The organism is Asticcacaulis sp. AND118 (genome assembly GCF_020535245.1).
GTDB lineage: Bacteria > Pseudomonadota > Alphaproteobacteria > Caulobacterales > Caulobacteraceae > Asticcacaulis.
The window spans coordinates 2,146,322-2,167,923 of sequence record NZ_CP084910.1 but is presented as its reverse complement, the minus strand read 5'-3'; the positions used below and the strand labels follow the sequence as shown (position 1 = coordinate 2,167,923).

22 protein-coding genes are annotated in these 21,602 nt (G+C 63.8%); 17 read left to right on the top strand and 5 right to left on the bottom strand.

Annotated features, from left to right (window positions below; all coding sequences use genetic code 11):
- Positions 1–23: 23 nt before the first annotated feature.
- The 4 genes from LH365_RS10440 to LH365_RS10425 all read right to left on the bottom strand — a co-directional run bounded on the left by LH365_RS10440 (position 24) and on the right by LH365_RS10425 (position 3,015).
- Positions 24–404, bottom strand: coding sequence for a hypothetical protein (locus LH365_RS10440; RefSeq protein WP_226743574.1), 381 nt, complete (start codon positions 402–404; stop codon positions 24–26).
- 67 nt (positions 405–471) lie between these two features.
- Complete coding sequence (locus tag LH365_RS18750) at positions 472–795, bottom strand: GNAT family N-acetyltransferase (RefSeq protein ID WP_226743573.1); 324 nt, start codon at positions 793–795, stop codon at positions 472–474.
- The gene (locus LH365_RS10430; RefSeq protein ID WP_226743572.1) at positions 796–1,146 is read right to left on the bottom strand and encodes a DMT family protein; all 351 of its coding nucleotides are present in this window, start codon (positions 1,144–1,146) and stop codon (positions 796–798) included.
- A 57-nt stretch (positions 1,147–1,203) separates the two neighbouring features.
- Positions 1,204–3,015, bottom strand: a complete 1,812-nt coding sequence (locus tag LH365_RS10425; protein WP_226743571.1) for a hypothetical protein — start codon at positions 3,013–3,015, stop codon at positions 1,204–1,206.
- On the opposite strand from LH365_RS10425, the gene LH365_RS10420 reads away from it, so the two are divergent.
- From LH365_RS10420 to ftsH, 14 genes are all read left to right on the top strand, one after another.
- The gene (locus LH365_RS10420) at positions 3,002–3,364 is read left to right on the top strand and encodes a hypothetical protein (RefSeq protein ID WP_226743570.1); all 363 of its coding nucleotides are present in this window, start codon (positions 3,002–3,004) and stop codon (positions 3,362–3,364) included. The two genes, LH365_RS10425 and LH365_RS10420, sit on opposite strands and share 14 nt — an antisense overlap.
- A gap of 25 nt (positions 3,365–3,389) precedes the next feature.
- Entirely contained in the window at positions 3,390–3,914 is a 525-nt protein-coding gene (gene ruvC, locus LH365_RS10415; RefSeq protein WP_226743569.1) for a crossover junction endodeoxyribonuclease RuvC, read from the top strand.
- Positions 3,911–4,528: a Holliday junction branch migration protein RuvA gene (ruvA, locus tag LH365_RS10410; RefSeq protein ID WP_226743568.1), complete on the top strand. Its 618-nt coding sequence runs from the start codon at positions 3,911–3,913 to the stop codon at positions 4,526–4,528. The genes ruvC and ruvA overlap by 4 nt, the downstream gene beginning before the upstream one ends.
- A 59-nt stretch (positions 4,529–4,587) precedes the next feature.
- Positions 4,588–5,631: a Holliday junction branch migration DNA helicase RuvB gene (ruvB, locus tag LH365_RS10405; protein WP_226743567.1), complete on the top strand. Its 1,044-nt coding sequence runs from the start codon at positions 4,588–4,590 to the stop codon at positions 5,629–5,631.
- A 203-nt stretch (positions 5,632–5,834) separates the two neighbouring features.
- On the top strand, positions 5,835–6,092 hold the full coding sequence (locus LH365_RS10400) for a hypothetical protein (RefSeq protein WP_226743566.1): 258 nt from the start codon (positions 5,835–5,837) through the stop codon (positions 6,090–6,092).
- Positions 6,093–6,156: 64 nt separating this feature from the next.
- Positions 6,157–6,861 carry a MotA/TolQ/ExbB proton channel family protein gene (locus LH365_RS10395; protein ID WP_226743565.1) on the top strand — a complete coding sequence of 235 codons (705 nt, stop codon included), beginning with the start codon at positions 6,157–6,159 and terminating at the stop codon, positions 6,859–6,861.
- Between the two features lie 11 nt (positions 6,862–6,872).
- Positions 6,873–7,355, top strand: a complete 483-nt coding sequence (locus tag LH365_RS10390; RefSeq protein ID WP_226743564.1) for an ExbD/TolR family protein — start codon at positions 6,873–6,875, stop codon at positions 7,353–7,355.
- A gap of 2 nt (positions 7,356–7,357) precedes the next feature.
- Positions 7,358–8,164, top strand: coding sequence for a hypothetical protein (locus LH365_RS10385; protein ID WP_226743563.1), 807 nt, complete (start codon positions 7,358–7,360; stop codon positions 8,162–8,164).
- 19 nt (positions 8,165–8,183) lie between these two features.
- Positions 8,184–9,506: a Tol-Pal system beta propeller repeat protein TolB gene (gene tolB / locus LH365_RS10380; RefSeq protein WP_226743562.1), complete on the top strand. Its 1,323-nt coding sequence runs from the start codon at positions 8,184–8,186 to the stop codon at positions 9,504–9,506.
- A gap of 313 nt (positions 9,507–9,819) precedes the next feature.
- Positions 9,820–10,374 (top strand): peptidoglycan-associated lipoprotein Pal, encoded by a 555-nt coding sequence (gene pal, locus LH365_RS10375; protein WP_226743561.1) that lies wholly within the window; start codon positions 9,820–9,822, stop codon positions 10,372–10,374.
- Positions 10,375–10,601: 227 nt separating this feature from the next.
- Positions 10,602–11,537 carry a CsgG/HfaB family protein gene (locus tag LH365_RS10370; protein WP_226743560.1) on the top strand — a complete coding sequence of 312 codons (936 nt, stop codon included), beginning with the start codon at positions 10,602–10,604 and terminating at the stop codon, positions 11,535–11,537.
- Positions 11,538–11,721: 184 nt separating this feature from the next.
- Positions 11,722–12,630 carry a tetratricopeptide repeat protein gene (locus LH365_RS10365; RefSeq protein WP_226743559.1) on the top strand — a complete coding sequence of 303 codons (909 nt, stop codon included), beginning with the start codon at positions 11,722–11,724 and terminating at the stop codon, positions 12,628–12,630.
- Entirely contained in the window at positions 12,621–13,919 is a 1,299-nt protein-coding gene (gene tilS, locus LH365_RS10360; RefSeq protein WP_226743558.1) for a tRNA lysidine(34) synthetase TilS, read from the top strand. The genes LH365_RS10365 and tilS overlap by 10 nt, the downstream gene beginning before the upstream one ends.
- Positions 13,920–14,037: 118 nt before the next feature.
- Entirely contained in the window at positions 14,038–15,945 is a 1,908-nt protein-coding gene (ftsH, locus tag LH365_RS10355; protein WP_226743557.1) for an ATP-dependent zinc metalloprotease FtsH, read from the top strand.
- Between the two features lie 52 nt (positions 15,946–15,997).
- Here the strand turns inward: ftsH and LH365_RS10350 are convergent, their stop codons facing one another.
- Complete coding sequence (locus LH365_RS10350; protein WP_226743556.1) at positions 15,998–16,777, bottom strand: phytanoyl-CoA dioxygenase family protein; 780 nt, start codon at positions 16,775–16,777, stop codon at positions 15,998–16,000.
- A gap of 396 nt (positions 16,778–17,173) precedes the next feature.
- Between LH365_RS10350 and LH365_RS10345 the strand changes: the two genes are divergently transcribed.
- The 3 genes from LH365_RS10345 to ftsZ all read left to right on the top strand — a co-directional run bounded on the left by LH365_RS10345 (position 17,174) and on the right by ftsZ (position 21,488).
- Positions 17,174–18,058, top strand: coding sequence for a cell division protein FtsQ/DivIB (locus LH365_RS10345; RefSeq protein ID WP_226743555.1), 885 nt, complete (start codon positions 17,174–17,176; stop codon positions 18,056–18,058).
- 10 nt (positions 18,059–18,068) lie between these two features.
- Positions 18,069–19,427: a cell division protein FtsA gene (ftsA, locus tag LH365_RS10340; RefSeq protein WP_226743554.1), complete on the top strand. Its 1,359-nt coding sequence runs from the start codon at positions 18,069–18,071 to the stop codon at positions 19,425–19,427.
- A 420-nt stretch (positions 19,428–19,847) separates the two neighbouring features.
- Positions 19,848–21,488: a cell division protein FtsZ gene (gene ftsZ, locus LH365_RS10335; RefSeq protein WP_226743553.1), complete on the top strand. Its 1,641-nt coding sequence runs from the start codon at positions 19,848–19,850 to the stop codon at positions 21,486–21,488.
- Positions 21,489–21,602: the final 114 nt, after the last annotated feature.

The window sequence follows — 21,602 nt, the reverse complement described above, 5'->3', positions numbered from 1 at the left end:
TTAACGGGGTCCGGAGTCGTGACCTATTTTTTCCACCACCAGCTATTCTTGGGCGGGTCCTTGGGGTAGTCGGTGCGGCCGCGGGCCACGCTGGCGTCGGTGCAGGTGGCCGGGCGCGAACCGCCGACCTTGCCTTCCATGCCGAGCGAGGTGGAATCGGGTTTGTTTTGCGCGGTCACGGTGACCAGCTTACCGTCCTGATTCATGTGGACTTCGGTCTTGCTCTGCGAATCGTAGGTCATGACCTGGGGCGCCTGACCGGTCGGCTCGAACTGCGCCACGCAGGCCTCGGCCCGCTGCGCCTGGGTACGCGCATCGACATAGTCGTAACGGGGACCGGGATCGCAGGCCGACAGGCCCCCCGCCAGCGCAACACCCCCCATGATCACCAATGCGCGTTTCATACCAGTCCCTCGAAATACGGCCGCTAAAATATGGTTAACGCCTATACTGGCACAGATGCCGTCCGAGTCAAAGCCTTAGAATACCAAGCCTGTCCTGTTGTCGCTTCCCGGCATCACTCAGCCACAGGGCGCGGGATGGTGGCGAAGACGGTCTGTCGCCGATGAAAACGAGGCCTTTGTAGAGCCCGATCGCCGCATGATTCCCCGCATAGGAGTGGAGAAGGGGCGTTTCGCCGCGCCTCATCATGCACGTCATGACCTCACGCATCAGCCCGGCAGACTGGCCACGCCCGCGGTGGTCGGGGTGGGTGCAGACGTCGCTGGCCTCGGCAAAGGCTCGCCAGCCGGAAATGAGTGCGCTCCGGACGGGACGGTCGAGGGGATGGCTCATCTAGCCCTTATAGAAGATAAACCCGGCACCCAGTGCGATCAGGGTGAAGCCGACAATATGGGTCCAGCGGATCGCTTCGCCCAGATAGAAGACCGAAAACAGCACGAAGACCGACAGGGTGACGACCTCCTGAATGGTCTTGAGCTGGGCGGCGGAAAACACGCCGTAGCCGATGCGGTTGGCCGGCACCATCAGGCAGTATTCGAAAAAGGCGATGCCCCAACTGACCAGAATGATCACCCACAGCTTCTCATGCTTGACCTTGAGGTGACCGTACCAGGCGAAGGTCATGAAGATATTGGAGCCGATCAGCAGCAGGACGGTGATCAGACCGGGGGGCAGGGCGGGCATGGGCGAATCTCACGGGTTACTCCGCAAGTGTAACGGTCTGAGAGCGGCCCGCAATAGTTACGCGCTTAAGCGTTCGGCGTCGCGCCGGGCGTTTTCGGCCATGGCCTTGAGCCCCGCATGGTCAGGCACGCGCGCCGACAGTTCGGCGAAGACGCGGTGGGCGTGCTGGTACAGCGGCGCGGCCTTGGGGCCTTCGCCCATCAGTTCGCGCACCTGCGCCTGCTTGGCCAGCGCAATGGCCAGAGCCGAACGCTTTTGCAGGTTGTCGGGGTCTTCGGCGGACAGCTCGCCGCGGATACGGCTCAGCTCCTCCAGCGCCTGCGCCGTGTGGTTGAGATGCCCGCCGGCCTGCGTCAGGTCGGCATATTGCGTCAGCAGGTCGAGGCGCGTGTCGCGGTCGCCGACCACGCCCAGCGCACGGCCGAGCACCGGCAGCAGCTTCGCCTTGTCCTCGGCCATGCGGTAGCGGTGAACGAGGTACATGTGGATATTGCCGTCGGCGGTGTCGAGCGCCGACACCTGCTCATAGGCGTGCATGGCCGCCGTGTCGTCGCGGCCCATATGCAGCGCACCGTAGACGCGCCACAGCTCGGCCGCCTTTTCCGGCAGGCGGGCGTTGGCAAAGGCCTGAGCTTCCTGAGCGATCACCGCCGCGCCGCCATTCAGGTCGCCGCTGGTGATGCGGGCAAAGGCTTCGCGGCTTTGCAGGGCGCTGTCGTGATAGAGCTGGCCCAGGCGCACGCGCAGTTCGCCCTCGGCGATGTCGCGGGTGGCGTCGGGCCAGTGGGCCAGGGCCGCCGTCAGGGCGCGACCGATCTCGGCCTGCGGATCGGCCGGGATTTCCGGATCGGCTTCGGCCATCGCCACCGGTTCGGCCAAAGTCCCGGAAAGCGTCTCGGCGACGGGTTCAGAAACGATGCCTGCCACTGGCTCAATGACGGGCACGGGCTCAGGGGGCAGGGATTCAGGTGCGGCTTCCAGCACCACCGAGTCGAGCAGCGTGCCGTCGTCGGTTAATGATAGGGCCTCGGACAGGGCCTTGTACTCGGCCGTCGAGCGCACCGGCTCTTCAAGCGTCAGTTCGGGTTTGACGACGCGCGGCGGGGCGTCGGAATGGGTCTCTTCCGCGCGGACGGCGTGGACTTCCTCGACGCTGGTCACCGAGGCCGGATCGGGACGGTCGATAAAGCGCATGGCCGAGTGGATGACGGCATTGATGTCGGAGGCGGCGTCCGGCGCGGTGCGCGCTTCGGGACCGTCGTGCAGCAGGGCCGCGGCGATAGGATCGGCAGAGGCGACCGCCACTTCGACGGTTTCTACCGCTTCGACGCTCTCAGGGGCCGCTTCCGGGGCTTCGGCGAGGGCCGGTTCGGCGCGGAAGGGGATGATTTCGGCGCTTGGCTGGGGTTCGGCAGGCGCTGCGACTTCGGGCGCGGGCTCCGGCATGATCGGCGGCGCTGCGGCGATGGGGGTTTCAAAGCGCAGCGAGGCCTTGCGCGTATTGTCGGCGACCAGTTGCGGCACGGCGGGCGCTGCCGGGGCCGGCTTTTGCAGAATATCCGGCGCGATTTCGGCCACCGAGGCCGAGGCGATGGCTTCGGCGCGTCTGACGGGCTTTTTGCGGGCCGGGGCCATCAGGCTGACGATCGTGCCGACCACGCCGACCAGCAACCCGACCAGGCCCAGCGCCAGCAGGCCGGACATAGACGGAGCGATGCGCACCCAGTCGATCCAGTCGGGCAGATACAGTCCGGCGGTCAGCGGCGCGCTGCCGTTGATCAGGGCAAAGGCCATCGCGCCGGCGGCGGCGATAACGATGCCGATGAACAGGCTTGCATTGGCGCGGGAATGTCCCTTGTGTGCCGCCATCTCCATAACCCCCATTAACCGTCCGTTGACAAAGCTTAACCCCAAGCGCGCGGCCTTGACAATCGGTTCCTTGGTGTTGGCTGTGCCAGTTTGCACCCGAATGCCCGATTTTGGCCGCATTTTGTCACGTATTGCAGGTTTCAGGCCACGGTTTGGTGTGATGAAGAAAGGGATTAAACGCGGAAAACACGGAAAGCACGGAACCCGCGACACTGAAATTTTAATCGGCATCAGGTGTGTGCTGTGGGGTGATGTCTTGGCCAAATTCTCCTTTTCAGTGCTTTCCGTGTTTTCCGTGGTTCTAAAATCAGTCCAATCAAAGCGGCAAGAATTGCCGATTGCGCGGTGAACGGCGAACGGGTAATGCTGAACGAATGCAGAACAACAGGATTCGCATTATCGGTCTGGACCCCGGCCTGCGCCGCCTTGGGTGGGGCGTTATCGACGTCGAAGGGGCGCGGCTGAACTGGGTCGCGCACGGGGTCATCCTGCCCGACGAAAAAGCCGAACTGGCGGTGCGCCTGCTCTATCTGTTCGAGGAACTGGGGAAGGTGATCGCCGAATACCGCCCGCACGAGTCGGCCATCGAAGAAACCTTCGTCAATATGAACCCGTCTTCGACGCTGAAGCTGGGCCATGCGCGCGCCGCCGCCATGCTCGCCCCGGCGCAGGCGGGTTTAAGCGTCGCCGAATACGCCGCCCTCGATGTCAAAAAGTCGGTGGTGGGGGCCGGGCGCGCCGACAAGGCGCAGATTCTGTTCATGATCAAGCGTCTGCTGCCGCGCGCGGCGACCGCGGAAAACGGCCTCACGGCGGACATGGCCGACGCGCTGGCCGTGGCGGTGACCCACGCACACAAGCGTAAGCATAGAATTCTCACCAAAGAGGCAGCGGCATGATCGGACGTTTGCGCGGTATCCTGTTGGAAATCGAAGACGACGAAGCGGTGATCGAGGTCATGGGCGTCGGCTATATCGTCAAATGCGGGGTGCGCACCCTGGCCAATCTGCCCGGCAACGGTCAGGAAACGATTCTGCACATCGAAAGCCAGACGCGCGAGGACGGCACGCGGCTCTACGGCTTCCTCTCGAAAGACGAGCGCAAGACGTTTCAGCAATTGCTGACCGTGCAGGGCGTGGGGCCGAAGGCGGCGCTGTCGGTGCTCGACATACTGACGCCGCACGAACTGGCCGTCGCCGTCGCCAATGAGGACAAGACGAAGGTCAACAAGGCCAATGGCGTCGGTCCCAAGCTGGCGCAACGCATCGTCATCGAGTTGAAGGGCAAGGCGCTGGCGGTCGGGGAGGCCTTTGTGCCGATGGCCCCCGGCGCGGTTCTGGCCTCTACCGCGGCGACCCCCAGCATCAACGGCGAAAGCGTCGCGGCCCTGATGGGGCTGGGCATACCGGAGGTGCAGTCGCGTCAGGCCGTCGAAGCGGCGGTGAAGGAACTGGGCCCCGAAGCCGAACTGGCGGCGGTGATCCGGGCGTCGCTGAAACTGATAGGCAAGTAAGCGCGGCCCCAAAAGTGTAAAGCGGTTTTGGGGCAAGCCGCGCGACAAGAGGAAGAGTTATGGCGCGTATCATTTCCGGCGAACCGACCGACGACGAGGTCGAGGCCTTTGCCTCCGACCGCGCCCTGCGGCCGCAGAGCTTCGATGACTTCGTCGGACAGGCGCCGCTCAAGGCCAATCTCAAGGTCTTCGTGCAGGCTGCCGCCGTGCGCAAGGAAGCGCTGGACCACGTGTTGTTCTACGGCCCGCCGGGTCTGGGCAAGACCACGCTGGCGCAGATCGTGGCCAAGGAACTCAAGGTCGGTTTCCGCGCCACCTCCGGCCCTATGCTGGCCAAGGCGGGCGATCTGGCGGCTATTTTGTCGAACCTCGAACCGAACGACGTGCTGTTCATCGACGAAATCCATCGCCTGAGCCCGCAGGTCGAGGAAATCCTCTATCCGGCCATGGAAGATTACGTGCTGGACCTGATCATCGGCGACGGCCCGGCGGCGCGCACAGTGCGCATCGATCTGGTGCCGTTCACGCTGGTGGGGGCGACGACGCGGGCGGGGCTTTTGTCGCAGCCGCTGCGCGACCGCTTCGGTATTCCGCTGCGGCTGGAATTCTATACGCCCGAAGAACTGGTGCGCGTGGTGATGGGCACCGGGCGCAAGATGGGTGCGGCGATGAGCGAGGACGGCGCCTTCGAGATCGCCTCGCGCTCGCGCGGGACGCCGCGCGTGGCCGGGCGGCTGTTGCGCCGGGTGCGCGACTTCGCCACCGCCGAAGGGGCGGAGATCATCGACAGACAAGTTGCTTCGCGAGCGCTGGCGCGGCTGGAGGTCGATCCTCAGGGGCTGGATCAGCTCGACCGACGCTATCTGGCCGCCATGATCGAGAACTATAATGGTGGTCCCGTGGGGCTTGAGACCATCGCCGCCGCTATTGCCGAGGCGCGCGACGCGGTGGAGGACATGATCGAGCCCTACCTGATGCAGCAGGGCTTCATCCAACGCACGCCGCGCGGGCGGATGGCCTGCGCGCGGGCCTATACGCATCTGGGGCTCAATCCGCCGGCCAATGGCTCGATTGCGCCGTCGACCGGGGATTTGTTCGAGTAGGTCATGAAGAAGGTTCTGCCTCCTCTTGTTCTGGCCCTTCTCTTTAATTTGGGCGCGGTCATCGTTGCAGGTCTGTGTGGCTTGATCGGACAAGCTATCAGAGGTGAGGAATATCCCGTTAGCCTTGCTTGCTGGGCTTACCTTATTACCGCCGGCGGTGTCGTATTCCATGTCTATAGTCGCAAGGACTGGCCAACTCTGAAATGGCTGATGGTGTGGATCGCATTGACCTTTCTCGCGCCTGTCTTTGCGACCGTGAGCATCGAGATAAGGTTCCCGCAATCGGATACGTCTGTGGCTTCGTCGTCAGTCTCAGAGTGACGCTGGCCTCCATTCCGGTTTTTCCGGAATTTTATGCGCCGGCCGCCACATTAATGTCGCTAAACCCATGGCAGGATGAAAGCCTGTGGGCAGGGGATGGCCCGCCCGAAAACCTTTATTTTGCGCCTTTAAAAATTTGAGGGCATGGTTAAGCTAGGGCCAACACCCGGCCCGACCGCTAAATTATTGCCTCAGGAGTTGTTCATGGAAGCCGCCCACGCCGCCGAGTCACTCAGCTTTATCGACCTGTTCCTGCGGGCCGACTGGGTCGTGAAGGGCGTGATGCTCCTTCTGGCGCTCGGTTCGCTGTGGTCGTGGGCCATCATCATCGAAAAGGGCTTCAAGCTGTCGAAGCTGAACAAGGAGGCCGCCGGCTTCGAAGCCGAGCTGTCGTCGGGCCGCGCGCTTGAAGACATCGCCGCCAAGCACGGCTCTCAGCCGACCGCGCCCTTCCCGAAGCTGCTGGTGACGGTGACCTCCGCCTGGGGCGAATACAAGGGCAAGGCTATTTCCGCGCCCGAAGGCGACCTGCTTTTGTCGCGCGTCGATCGCGAACTGAACCACGTCATCTCGTCCGAAGCCGACGCCATGGAAGACGGGCTGAGCATGTTGGCGGTCGTGGCCACGGCCTCACCCTTCATCGGCCTGTTCGGCACGGTGTGGGGCATCATGAACGCCTTTTCGGCCATCGCCTCGCAGGGCGACACCAACCTCGCCACCGTCGCTCCGGCGATTTCGGAAGCCCTGTTCGCCACGGCCATCGGCCTCGGCGCGGCTATTCCGGCCTATATCTTCTTCAACCTCTATAACGCCAAGGTCGCCCGCTTCGTGGGCCGCCTCGAAGGCTTTGCCGACGAATTGATGGTGTCGATCACCGGTCGCCTCGGCGGCAAGCTGGCCGGCCGGTAAGGGGTACGCAGATGGCAATGGGTAATGCAGGCGCAGGCGGTGGACGCCGCCGCGGCAGACGCAGGGCACGGCGCGGGGCTCTGGCCGAAATCAACGTCACCCCGATGGTCGACGTCATGCTGGTGCTGCTGATCATATTCATGATCTCGGCGCCGCTCCTGACCTCCGGCATCAAGATCGAGCTGCCCAAGACCGAGGCCGCCGCGCTGAAAGACGAGGGCGATCCGATCACCGTGTCGATCCAGCGCGACGGTTCGCTCTACGTCATGGATGACGCGGCCAGCTTTGACCAGTTGACGCCGCGCCTGATGGCGATGACCGACAACGACACCTCCAAGCCGATCTATGTGCGCGCCGAAGGGGCCGCGCCCTATGAGACGGTGGCCAAGGTGATGGCGCGACTGTCGACCTCAGGCTTCACCAAGATCAACCTCCTGACCGAGAACCTCGGCAAGACCGGAACGCCGCCGGCCGCCGGGGAGGCGGCGCCGTAACCATGAAGATGGGTCGCGCCCTTATCGGTTCGCTTCTCCTGCACGCGGGCGTGCTGGCGCTCGCCTTCCTCAACTGGAACACCCTGCCGGACGCCAAACCGGTGGTGTCGGTGCCGGTGGAGATCGTGGCCGAAATCCCGGAACGCTCGATGGCCGCCGCGCCCAAGGACGACGCGGCGGTGCTTGAGCCGATCCCGGAGCCTGCGCCGCCGGAGCCCGTTCCGACGCCCGCGCCTGAGCCTGTGCCGACGCCGCCCGCGCCCAAACAGCCGGTGCCGGAGGTGAAGAAGGAAACCAAAAAGCCCGAGCCGAAGAAGCCGGAGCCGGTCAAGCCGACGCCGAAGAAGCCCGACCCCAAGGGCGCGCAGAAGCCGAAGCCCCAGACGCTCGACCTCGACTCGCTGTCGCAGATGCAGTCTTCGCCGCCCAAGTCGAACACGCGCACGCCCTCGCGCCCGACGAAGACCCCGACCGACGGCTCCTCGCAACGCGGCAGTGCGGCGGCAGATACGGGACCGGCGCTCAATGCCCTGACGGCCAAGCTGCAACGCCTGTGGTCGCCCAACTGCGACGTGCCGGGCGGCAATCAGGTCCGCGCCGTTATCGCCTTCACCATTTCGCCCAATGGCCGCGTAATCAAGGGGCCGGAGTGGGAGAACCCGCGCAACGACCCTGTGTGGCAGGCCGCCGCCGGTCGCGCGCAGGCCGCCGTCAAAAAGGGTGAACTGTACGACAACTTGCCCGACGGGCTGTATAATCAACCGTTGGAAATCACCTTCAACGCGCAGAAGGCCTGCGCCGGTGCCTAACCATAAGAGGAAGCGAACCATGCGATCCTTTAAATTGAATCCAAGACATTGGGCCATCCTTCTGGGGACTCTGCTCGCAGCCGCGGGTGCGCCCCTAGCCGCCTTCGCTCAGGCGCCGATCCGCGCCGAGGTCAATGAAGGCGTCATCGCCCCGCTGCCCATCGCCATCGACATCGAGGCGAGCGGTTCCGATCTGGGCGACAAGATCACCAAGGTGGTCATGGCCGACCTTGAGCGTTCGGGCTTCTTCAAGCCGATCGATCCCAACGCCTTCATCGAGCAAAGCGTCGGCATCGACGCCACCCCGACCTTCGCCAGCTGGAAGACGATCAATGCTCAGGCTTTGGCCAACGGCGTGGCGCGCGTCGATGCCGCAGGCCGTCTGCAGGTCGATTTCCGCCTGTGGGACGTCTTCTCCGAAAAGCAGTTGCTGGGGCAGTCGGTGACGGCGACGCCGGAAAACTGGCGTCGCATCGCGCACAAGATCGCCGACGCCATCTATGAAAAGCTGACCGGCGAAGAGGGCTATTTCGACACCCGCATCGTCTTCGTCGCCGAAAGCGGCGCGCGCGGCAAACGGATCAAGCGTCTGGCCATCATGGATCAGGACGGGGCCAATCCATCCTATCTGACCGACGGGTCGTACAAGGTGATGACGCCGCGCTTCTCCGCCGACTCGCAGGAGGTGGCCTATATGGTGCTGCGTGAAGATTCGGCGCGCATCTACGTCTTCAATATTGAAACCGGCCGTCAGGAAGCGGTGGGCCAGATCAAGGGCATGGTCTTCGCGCCGCGCTTTTCGCCCGACGGGACCAAGCTGGCCTATTCGGTGGCGCAGGGCGGCAATACCGACATCTATGTGATGGACCTGCGGTCGCGCGCCACGCGCCGCGTGACCTCCGATCCGGGCATTGACACCTCGCCGTCCTTCTCGCCCGACGGATCGACCATCGTGTTCAATTCCGACCGGGGCGGCTCGCCGCAGATCTACGCCATGAACGCCGATGGCTCCGGCGTGCGCCGTATCTCTTTCGGCGGCGGCGTCTATTCGACGCCGGTCTTCAGCCCCAAGGGTGACAAGATCGCCTTCACCAAGCAGACGGGCGGGCGCTTCTCCATCGGCGTGATGGATGCCGGTGGCGGCAATGAGAAGCTCCTGACCTCGTCCTACCTCGAAGAAGGCCCGACCTGGGCCCCGAACGGCCGCTATATCATGTTCTTCCGGGAACCGCCGGGCGCCATGCCGTCGCTGTGGATGGTGGAGGCCTCGGGCCGTATCGAGCGCGCAGTGCCGTATTCCGGCGGCGCATCTGACCCGGCGTGGTCCCCGCGCCTGAAGTAAGTGCCTAAGTAAGGGGTTGCCGGACCTGTCGTTACGCCGGGTCCCGTCTTTCAAAGTCAGCCTATCAAAAACTGATTTTTGTGGACCCATATTCTAATTTTACGCGTGCCATGTTTGGCACAACAATGCTCTTGAAGCATTTGGTCGCTGCAACGCAACATCTTTGCCACACGATTGTTACATATCGTAACTAAATGTGGTTTCAGGGTTTGACAAATCCGTTTCGAGACGGAAAAGTAGGACCATTCATCTTTCCCGGAAATGGCTCGCCGTTTCCTTTCACTTTACAAACGTTACGCACAAGGGGTTTTCGATGACCAAAACCGTATTCAAACTCGCTCTGGTGACCTTCGTCACCCTGTCGGTGGCCGCCTGCGCCGGTAAGAAGGAAGAGGTTGTCACGCCCCCGCCCGCGGTGACCGAACAACCGACCCCGACGCCGACCCCCTACACGCCGCCTAAGGCCGACACCACGCCGCTGCCGCCGTCGGGTCCGGTGCCGGGTTCGCAACAGGACTTCGTCGTTAACGTCGGCGACCGCGTCTTCTTCGACCTCGACCAGTCGTCGGTGCGTGAAGACGCCAAGGCGATCCTCGACAAACAAGCCGCGTGGCTCGTCCGCTATCCGGCCGTAAAGGTCCGCATCGAAGGCAATGCCGACGAGCGCGGCACGCGCGAGTACAACTTCGCTCTGGGTGCCCGTCGCGCCGAGGCCGTCTCGCAGTACCTGACCTCGAAGGGCGTGGTGCCGTCGCGCATCTCGACCATCTCCTACGGTAAGGAAAACCCGCTCTCGACCGGTACGGATGAGGAAGCCTGGGCGCAGAACCGTAACGCTCACACCGCCCTGATCGAAGGCGCGCAATAAGCGTTTCGGCATAAGGCTGAAAATGAAAGGGTTCGGTTCGCCGAGCCCTTTTTTTCATGCCGTGAACAGGTGAGGGGCGGACCTCAGACTTGCCGCGACCGATAGGGCCTGCTATCGCAGGGGCAGAGTGTCGCATCCGCGTTCAGCGCGTTGTCAAGCGTACCCGGTCGCGGCGAATGACCATCACAGGAACACTATCCGGACATCACATCCAAGGGGGTTATGATATGCACAAGTTTATTAGTGCCGTTGCTCTGGCGGCCTTAGTCGTGCCGTCGGCGGGCATGGCCCAGACGGCCAAGCCGTCCAAGGTTCAGCAAACCCAGAACAGCATGATGGACGGTATTCCGAAATGCTCGAAGAAGCTGGGCAGCATTTCGATCGTCAACGGTGACGATGAGCGCGGCTGGGCGCAGAACAACCTTGCGCCGCCGCAAAAGCTGCTGCGCGTCATCGTGCAGAAGTCGGGCTGCTTCTCGCTGGTCGATCGCGGTGCGGGCATGAACGCGGCGCAGAAGGAACGCGATCTGGCAGCGGGCATCGGTCTTCAGGCCGGTTCGAATGTCGGCAAGAACCAGATCAAGGCGGCGGACTTCGTGCTGGTGGCCGAAGTTGCGGCGGCGGATTCCAATACGGGCGGTGGCGGCGCTGCGGGCCTGATCGGAGGCATGGTCGGCGGTCGCGCCGGCGCGGTCATCGGCGGCTTCCGCACCAAGAAGCTCGAAGCCAACACCATCCTGTCGCTGACCGACGTACGCACCTCGGAATCGAACGCGTTCGAAGGCAGCGCGGCCAAGAACGACCTGACCTGGGGCGTCGGTGGCGGCGTCGGCTTTGCCGGCGCGGTCGGCGGCGGTTATGAAGACACCGAGATCGGCCGCATCGTGACGCAGGCCTTTATCGTCACCTACACCAACATGGTGCAGGAAATGGGCGGGCTGGACATCGGCGGCAAGGCCGCAGCGCCGCAGCGTTCGTTCACGGTCATGACCCCGACCAGCCTGCGCGCCACCCCGGCGACGACGGGAAAGATGATCCGCGCCCTGCCCAAGGACCTCGTTCTCTATCCGACCGGCAACAAGGACGGCATGTGGTGGGAAGTCATGGACGACAACGACAATGTCGGCTGGGTCCAGAACGACAAGCTGACCGCGGCGAAGTAAGCCAGAACCCCCGTCCCGAAAGGCGGGGGTTTTTCTTTGTGGCGCGCGATTATGAGGTCACAGCCGGCGTCTTAATTTCGCCGGACTGCCTGCCTATGGTAGAGATCGTCACAAAAATGGTTGACATCTTAGGCGCTCTCGTCAGGTATTTGAGCACGCGCCCAAACAGGTTTTCAGGACACGCATGACCCGCCAGAGTTTAAAGGCCACTCTTTCCGCCCTGACAATCGTCGTCGCGACGGCCGCCTCCCTGAGCATGGTCGCTCCGGCGCCTGCCCATGCCCAGCTCTTCTCCATCGATCAGGACGAGGCCGACGACAAGTCGCCACCGGTAGAATGGGACAAGAAGCGTCTGGAGCGTCTGGATCGCAATGTGCGCAAGCTGGAGCGCGCCATCACCAATTATGAAGGCAAGACCGGCAAGAATGCCGGGCCGCCCGCCTTGATCGAGCCGGATCCGGAAGTCGTGGCGCTTCAGGCTACGGTGGAAATCCTGTCGCGCAAGGTCGACGAGCAAGCGCAGCAGATCACGCAACTGACGTCGCAGGTCGAAGAGTCGGGCTTTGCCGCCCGTCAGGCCAACGAAAAGATCGTCGGCCTCGAAGCGCGCATCGGCACGCTGATTCAGCGCCTCGATCTGGTCGAAGCGCATCTGAACGACGTCGATGCCGCCCTGGCCGGCCCGCCGCCCCCGCCGCCGACCACCGGCACGGCCGAAGGCGACTTCAATCAGGCCTATGACCTGCTGACCAACGGCAATATGGACGACGCCGAGCGCGCCTTCACCGAATTCACCACCAAGTGGGGCGCCGCGCCGCAGTCGGCGGAGGCCTGGTTCCGTCTGGGCCAGATTCGCACCGTCAAGGGCGACGTATCGGGTTCGGTCGCGGCCTACGCCACCTCGCTCAAGGGCTGGCCCAAGACGACCTGGGCCCCCGAAGCCACGGTGAAGCTGGCCACGGCTTTGTCGCAGACCGACGCCGCCAAGTCCTGCGTGGCGCTGGCTGAGTTTAACAAGCGTTACGCCACGGGCGCTTCGGCGGCCATCAAGTCGCAGGCCAAGGCGCTGGCGACCAAGGGCAAGTGCGCTTAATTTCCGGCGAACTGAAATCGAGGCTTGCGGCGGTTCTGGAGGACTTTCCGGACATTGCCGCAAGCCTTTCGCTTTTTTCCGACTATCTGAACGGTCCCGCGGATCGCCCTGTCGGTGTGGCCGTATCCGGCGGCGGGGATTCGGTTGCCCTGCTGCTGCTGCTGTGGTTGTGGGGGCAGCGTCCGCTGGAGGTTTTCACCGTCGATCACGGCATCCATCCGCTGAGCACCGGATGGACGCGCGACGTCGAGGCGCTGGGGCGGACGATCGGTCTGCCGGTGACGGTGCTGCGCTGGCACGGCGACAAGCCGAAGGCGGGGTTGCAGGCGGCGGCGCGCCGGGCGCGGCATTACCTTATCCTTGAGGGGGCGCGGGCCAAAGGCATCGGCGTCCTCTGTCTGGGGCACAATGCTGACGACGTAACGGAATCCGCCGCCATGCGCGCGGAGGGCTCGACGGTCGGCGCGCCGAAACGGTGGTCACCCGCGCCCTTCTGGCCGCAGGGGGAGGGGATGTTCTATCTGCGCCCCTTGCTGGGCATCGGGCGGGGGCTATTGCGCGAGTGGCTGACCGCCGCGGGCGTGGCCTATGTCGACGATCCGGCCAATGCCAATCCGGCCTATCTGCGCGCAAGGGTGCGGCAACAAGGGATTGCCCCCTCCGTCGCGGACTATCGCCGCGACACCTCCCCCGCTAATGCAGGGGAGGAGGATGTTTCTCTCCTCCCTTGTGAGCGCAGCGAAACGGGGGAGGGGGCGGGCGAAGTCCCGCCGGAGGGGGCTTACGTCTACGTCCCCACACTACCATCCTCTGACATTCTCTCGGCCCTGATCGTCTGCGCCGGAGGCGGCGAGAAGCTGCCGCGCCAAAGCGAAATCGAGCGCATCATTGATGGTGCACGCGAAGGCCGCACGCGCTTCACCCTCTGCGGGGCGCGTGTCGAAACGGTAGGCGAGGGCTGGCTGATCTGCCGCGAGCCGGGCGACATGACCCGCAATGGCGCACACCCTTCGCGAATCTGCGACATATGGGACGGACGATTCCGATTGCCCGCTTATGCGCTTTGCGGCGACATCGTGCCGGCGAAGGGGCATATGAGCCGTCTGTCCCCGGAGGATCAGACCCGGATCAGGGCCTTGCCGCCCGCTGTGCGCGCGGCCTTGCCCCTGCTGAAACAGGGGGACGCGGTCCGCCTGTTCGCGGCAGGGGAATTGCAGGATGTCACGCGCAACCGGTTGCGGGCGGCGCTGGGTCTCATCCGCAATGAGGCCGAAGCGATCGATCCTTAGTTTTACTATGTGCAGCCGGTAGCGTAGCGTTAAAGAGCCTACTATATAGGTTCGAGGAACAGGCGGCTTCGGGCCGCTTTCGAGACCCGCAGCCATCCGGCTGCTTGTGAGGAAACTTATGAATTTTCGTGCTCTGACGATTGTCGGGATTCTGCTGGCGGTACTGTTGGTCGGCTATGCCGTCGTCGGCAAAAACCCGTATCAGTCTGCCCCGAAGGAAATGAGCTATTCCGTGCTCAAGGAACAGGTCAATGCCGGACAGATCGTGTCCGCGGACATCGACCGCGATCAGGCCGTGGTCACCGACTCGGCCAAGCAGAAGCACAAGGTCGTCATTCCCTATCCGAACAGCGACACCGCCGACTGGCTCGATTCAAAGAATGTGAAGGTCAATATGAAGACCGTCACAACGCCCTTCCTGGTGTCGTTGCTGTCGGGTCTTCTGCCGATCATCCTGATCATCGGTCTGTGGCTGTTCTTCATGCGCCAGATGCAGGGCGGCGGCCGTGGGGCCATGGGCTTCGGCAAGTCGAAGGCCCGCCTTTTGACCGAGCACAAGAACCGCGTCACCTTCGCCGAAGTGGCGGGCGTGGACGAGGCCAAGGAAGAATTGCAGGAGGTCGTGGACTTCCTGAAAGACCCGACCAAGTTCCAGAAACTGGGCGGCAAGATCCCCAAGGGCGCGCTGCTGGTCGGTCCTCCGGGCACGGGTAAGACCATGCTGGCGCGCGCTGTGGCGGGTGAAGCGGGCGTGCCCTTCTTTTCGATTTCGGGTTCGGACTTCGTGGAAATGTTCGTCGGTGTGGGCGCGTCGCGTGTCCGCGACATGTTCGAACAGGCCAAAAAGAATGCCCCCTGCATCATCTTCATCGACGAAATCGACGCCGTCGGTCGCCATCGCGGCGCGGGTCACGGCGGCGGCAATGACGAGCGCGAGCAGACCCTCAACCAGCTTCTGGTCGAGATGGACGGCTTCGAGGCGCAGGAAGGCATCATTATCATCGCCGCGACCAACCGTCCGGACGTGCTGGACTCGGCTCTGCTGCGTCCGGGCCGTTTCGACCGTCAGGTCAATGTGCCCAATCCCGACCTGACCGGTCGCGAAGCCATTCTGCGCGTCCACATGCGCAATGTGCCGCTGGCCGTCGATGTTGATGTGAAGGTCGTCGCGCGCGGCACGCCGGGCTTCTCGGGTGCCGATCTGGCCAATCTGGTCAACGAGGCCGCTCTGATGGCGGCGCGCAAGGACCGCAAGCTGGTCACGATGAAGGACTTCGAAGACGCCAAGGACAAGGTGCTGATGGGCGCCGAGCGCAAGTCCATGGCCATGTCCGAACAGGAAAAGAAGAACACCGCCTATCACGAAGGCGGTCACGCTATCGTCGCGCTCAAGACACCCCAGGCCGACCCGGTGCACAAGGCGACCATCATCCCGCGCGGTCGTGCGCTGGGTATGGTGATGCAGTTGCCCGAAGGCGACCGCTATTCGCAGAACTATGTCCAGATGACCTCGCGACTGGCCATTCTGATGGCGGGCCGCGTGGCCGAAGAAATCATCTTCGGCAAGGAGCAGGTCACGTCGGGCGCGTCTTCGGACATCCAGCAGGCGACCCGTCTGGCCAAGGCGATGGTTACCCGCTGGGGCTATTCGGACGAACTGGGTTTCGTCGATTACAAGCAGGGCGAAGACGAATACGGCGCATTGGGCCGCGATACGTCGGAAACCACCGCTCAGATGATCGACAGCGAAGTCAAGCGTCTGGTCAAGGGCGGCTATGACGACGCCAAGCGCATTCTGACCGAAAACCTCGACGGTCTGCACCGTCTGGCCAAGACCCTGCTGGAGGTCGAAACCCTGACCGGCGAAGAGATCGAGAAGGTGCTGCGCGGCGAAGAGATCGTCCGTGACGAGGATACCGGCATCCTGATCGAAAACACCACGCGTCTGGCCGTGCCGACGACCGACGACCCCGACCCGCAATCCCTGCCGGAAACGGTGGTGCCGGAGGTCAAGGAAGGCGCATAAACGCCTTCCTCTGAAACGAAAAAGGCCCGTGCGTTCTGCACGGGCCTTTTGTTTACCCAAGCGCCAGCGCAATCGCCCGTTCGACGGGTGAGGGGCCGTCGGCGTTCAGCCGAACCGTCGGCAGGAGTGGCGGCTGGGCCATAAAGCGTGGTTGCGTGCCCCGGTGAGGTTGAGCCGAATGGACAAGGAAGGGGTGGCACAGATAGACCGTGCCTGCCGGTCCTGTCGCCAGCACTTCCTCGCATCCGGCTGATTCCGCAAAGCCCGTGGCCGCCAGTTCGCCCAATGTCAAACCGGCTTCACCCGCCGGGGCCAGTCGTCTTGCTATGCCGAGGTGCGAACCTGCGCGGATGCGAGTCGGCGCGTCGGCCTCGCCCACATCCGAGAACAGAAACAGCATCAGCAAGGCGCGGCCTTTGGACTGGATATTGGCCCGCCACTGCAGGAAATCCGGATTTTCTGTGCCGAAGCTGACGTCGATGTGCCAGCCGGTGTCGCCCGGATCGTCGGGAGAGGGGAAGCGCACCGGAAACGTGCCCAGCCCGCCCTGCGGTTGCCAGCGACCGGGGCCGACCAGTTGATCGAAGGTAGCGTGCAGGCCCGGCGTATTGGCCGCTTCGGCAAAGGGCGCGCCGGAAAAATGCCCCAGCCGGACGACGGGTCGGGTCCAGGTTTCGGGCCGGTTTGGATCGCAGCCGGTGGCCTGCCACAGGATGCGGCGACCCTGTTCGGCTAGAGCCTCAGGGAAGGCTTCGTCGAGGCGCACGAAGCCCTGATGAATGAAATGGTTTACCTGCGCATCGCTGAGGGCGCGGTTGGAAATGGGAGTCATGTTAAGCTTTCAGAAAGGGCGTGCGGCGGCGCAATGCGACCATTCCGCGCAAAATGTCCATCAAGAGGCGGGCCTGAAGTCCGGCTCAGGCTCGGATGCGGACAGCGATGAAAGCAAACATTTTCATGACCTTATCCATACATTACGATATGCGAGCGGGCAAGCGGCGATACGGGCGACGTTCTGCGTGACAATCCCGTAAATATGCCTAACGAAAACTGGCTTCGTGACGACTTCGTTAGCGGATCGTTAAGGTTGTTGCGGTCTATTGGTCCCCTCAGCCTCCTGCGTTTGCGCCCACCGTCCGGTTCGAAGAGCCGGCGTCGGCAGGGCCCGTGTAACGGGCGGCTGAAGAGTCACCCGGCCCCAGAGGCCAGACGATCACGAGGACAGAATATGCCAGCCGTCGTCAGAGGCGGGCGCCGTCAAGCGGCCCCGGCGTCGAAAGCATCGCCCCGCAACGCGCCGTCGCGCGCGCGCGGTGGACGCAAGGCCGAAGCCGGAAAATTCGCCCTGATCGGTGGCGTCGCCATGCCGAACGAGTTGACGGCGTGGCTGGGCCTTGTCGGCGCGGCGGGCCTGATGGCCGTATTCCTGCTCACCGGTGGCCGTGCGGAAACCCTGCGCAGCGGTGTGGTCAGCTTTACCGACGCTCGTATCGCTTCCATCGGCATCAATCTGCAGAACGTCCGCCTTCAGGGCGTGTCGGACGTCGCCCGTGAAGACATCCGCAAGGCGCTGCGCTTCGAGCGCGGTCAGCCGCTGGCCCTCATGGACCTGAACAAGGTCAAGACCGATGTCGAGAGCGTCGGTTGGGTCAAGTCGGCGGTCGTGCGCCGTCAGTTGCCGGATCAACTGATCATCACCGTCACCGAGCGCCCGCGTCTGGCCGTGTGGCAGTACCAGAACAAGACCTACGTCATCGACGATACGGGCAAGGTCATCCCCGAAGCGCGTTCGGGCAATTTCATCGATCTGCCGCTGGTGGTGGGCGAAGAGGCCAATGCGACCAGCGCCGACATCCTGCGTCTGATGCAGGCCCGCCCGGAACTGATGTCGAAGGTCTGGGCCCTGGTGCGCGTCGATACGCGTCGCTGGGATATCCGTCTGAAGAACAACACCATTATCAAGCTGCCGGCGCTGGATCAGGACGAGGCCCTCAACCGCCTCGACGTGCTGATCAGCCAGCAGCGCGTCCTCGATCAGGGCCTGGCGGTCATCGACCTGCGCGACCCCAACGCTCTGGTCGTCAAACCGTTCGAAACCGTCCCCGTATCTTAGGCCGAAATATATGTCTCGTCTTGAAGATCGCAAACTGGCCAAGGAAGGCCGCCACGCCGAGCCCGCCGCACGTCAGAACGGCCTGATGGCAGTGACGCCGGGCGTCGTCGCTTCGCTGGACCTCGGTGCGTCGAAGATCGGCTGTTTCATCATGAAGCCAGACGGCGTGCGCAGCGCCGACCATTCGATCCGCGTCGCCGGCGTCGGTTTCGTGCAGTCGCGCGGCGTTCGCGCCGGCAATATCATCGATATGGAAGCTGCCGCCACCGCCATCGCTCAGGCGGTCGAGCGCGCCGAGGCCATGGCCAATGTCTCGGTGCAGGGCGTGCGCGTTTCGGTGCCGGGCGCGCAGACCGCCTCGCACCGCGTCTTCGCTCAGGTGTCGGTCGGCGTGAAGCCGATTTCCGACGACGATCTCAACCGCGCCATCGCTTCGGGGCTGGCGCAGGTGCGCTTCCCCAACCGCCGTCCCATCCACCTGTTGCCGGTGAGTTGGGCCGTGGACGGCCACAACGGCGTGCGCGACCCGCGCAACCTGACGGGCCGCACCCTGGGTCTTGAACTGCTGGTCGTCACTATCGACGAGAACGTCTTCAACAATATCATGCAGTGCGTCGGCATGGCGCACCTTGAGGTGCAGGCCATCGTCTCGGCACCGCTGGCCGCCGCGGTCGCCGCGCTGGAAGAGGACGAAAAGGAACTGGGCTGCATCTGCATCGATATGGGCGCGTCGTGCACCACGGCGGCCGTCTTCTATGGCGGCGCGCTGGTCCATGTCGATTGCCTGAACGTCGGCGGCAGTCACGTCACCGCCGACATCGCCCGCGGCCTGTCGACGACTCTGGCCGGGGCCGAGCGCGTCAAGACGCTGCACGGATCGGCCATTGCCTCGTCCAACGAAGACCGTGAAATGGTCGAAGCCCCGCCGCGCGGCGACGATGCCGGCGCGCCGCCGATCTCCGTGCCGCGCTCGATCCTCAAGGGGATTATCGCGCCGCGCGTCGAGGAAACCTTCGAACTGCTGCGCGAAAAGCTGAAAGCCTCCGGCTGCCTCATCGATCCGGGTGCAGGCATCGTGCTGACCGGCGGCGCGTCGCAACTGGCCGGTGTGCGTGAGCTGGCCGTGCGCGTGTTCGACCGCCCGGTGCGTCTGGGCAAGCCCAAGCGCGTGCCGCATCTGGCCGACGCCGCCGCCGGCCCTGCCTTCGCCGCCTGCGCCGGGGTGATTTTACGCACGCTTTACGGCCCGCGCGATGTGGTGCCGGCGCGCAAGATCATGACCGCCCGCCTGTCGCCCAAGGACGCCCCCAGCGCCGCCAAGGGACACGTCGTAAGCCGTGTCGTGGACTGGCTGAAGCAGAATCTGTAGGCCGCGAAGCGCTGCAGCGCAAAAAAATCCACAACTTTGACGGGGCGCCTTCGGGGGCCCCGTCTGTGTTTCTGCGGTATCTGCGTGCATGTCGCGTGTGTTAATGTCGGGGTAAGGATTCCTGATTCCCGATTAACCTCCTGTGCATAACCTGCCGTAAATGAGGCTTTTTTCGCTCAAACCGGGTGTGCGGGATTCCCGCCTTGAGTCAGAAATTCATCAATCGGTAACTTTTGTTAAAATTTATCGCGAAAAGGCCTTCAAAACAGCGCGACTCAAGTTATCGGGTAACTATTCATTAAGCATATTCGATGTCTCATGCTCGATGCTTGCGGAGCGCATTTCAGAAACGCGCCAAGGTCGAAATTGGACGGGAAGCAAGGACGCCCGGACAGGGTCACGGAAGGTTGGTCTGATCACATGGCTATACATCTCTCGGCGCCGCGCGCCACCGAATTGAAGCCCCGCATCGTCGTGTTCGGCGTCGGTGGGGCCGGCGGCAATGCCGTCAACAACATGATCGAGGCGGGCCTCGAAGGTGTTGAGTTCGTTGTCGCCAATACCGATGCGCAACAGCTCCAGTTCGCCAAGACCGATCGCCGCGTTCAATTGGGCGTGTCGCTGACTCAAGGCCTGGGGGCGGGCGCGCACCCGGAAGTCGGCATGACCGCCGCCGAAGAGTCCGCGCATGAGATCAGCGAGCACCTCGAAGGCGCGCACATGGTCTTCATCACCGCCGGCATGGGCGGCGGCACCGGCACTGGCGCGGCTCCGATCATCGCCAAGACGGCGCGTGAGCGCGGCATCCTGACCGTCGGCGTGGTGACCAAGCCCTTCATGTTCGAAGGCCGCCATCGTATGCGTCTGGCCGATGCCGGCATCGCCGAGCTGCAACGCTATGTCGATACGCTGATCGTCATTCCGAACCAGAACCTGTTCCGTATCGCCAATGAGCGTACCACCTTCGCCGAAGCCTTTGGCATGGCCGATCAGGTGCTGCATTCGGGCGTGCGCTCCATTACCGACCTGATGGTGCTGCCGGGCCTGATCAACCTCGACTTCGCTGACGTGCGCTCGGTCATGTCCGAAATGGGCAAGGCCATGATGGGCACGGGTGAAGCTTCGGGCGACGATCGTGCGCTTCAGGCCGCCCAGAACGCCATCGCCAACCCGCTGCTGGATGAAACCTCGCTCAAGGGCGCCAAGGCCGTGCTGGTCAACGTCACTGGCGGCCTCGACATGACTCTGCTCGAAGTCGACGAAGCGGCCAACGCCATTTCGTCGGAGGTCGATCCGGACGCCAATATCATCTTCGGCGCGGCCTTCGATCCGTCGCTGGAGGGTAAGCTGCGCGTGTCGGTCGTGGCGACCGGCATGGATTCGGCTGCGGCTCAGCAACAGCCGCCGCTGCCGCAGTCGACTTCCACCGCGCCGCGTCAGTCGGTCTACATCACCCCGGGTCGTCCGGGTCAGCCTCAACCGGTGCAACCCGCGGCACAGGCCCCTCAGCCCGCGCCGCAACCGGCCCCTGCGCCCGTCGTGACCGAGGCGGTGCCGCAGCCGGTGGTTCAGGCGACGATCCAGCCGGAAGTCCGCCCTCAGCCCGCCATTTCCACGCCGCAACCGGCTCCCGCGCCGGTCGCCGAGGAGCCCCGCATCATCGCCAAGATCGTCGATCCGTCGGTCGAAGACGATTTCGACATTCCGGCCATGCAGCCTGCGCCGCAGCCGGCCCAGCGCGAAATTCCGCAGCGCCCGGTCGCCGGTTACGGCACGCAGCGCGCCCCTGAGCCGGCGCGTCCGGCGGTCCAGTCGCCGCGCGAAGACGACCGAGGCGGCCTGTGGCGCGGCCTGTTCCCCAAGCGCAACGATGCGCCGGTGGCCCAGGCCCCGGACTATCGCCAGCCCGAATATCGTCAGCCGTCGGCTCCGACGCAGTCGCCTTACGCCGCCGCGCCGCAACCGGCACCGCAACCGGCCACCAAGTCGGACGTCCTGCCGGGCATGGAAGCGGAGGATGATCTTGAAATCCCCTCCTTTCTTCGCCGCCTCGCGAACTGAGAAGGACAGCAACGCTTAAAGAAAGCCCGGCCTATCGCCGGGCTTTTTCTTGTGCGCCGGAGTCGTGCAGAGTCTAAAGGAGTCAGGGGCTTGGTCCGCAGAGTCGAACCGCGT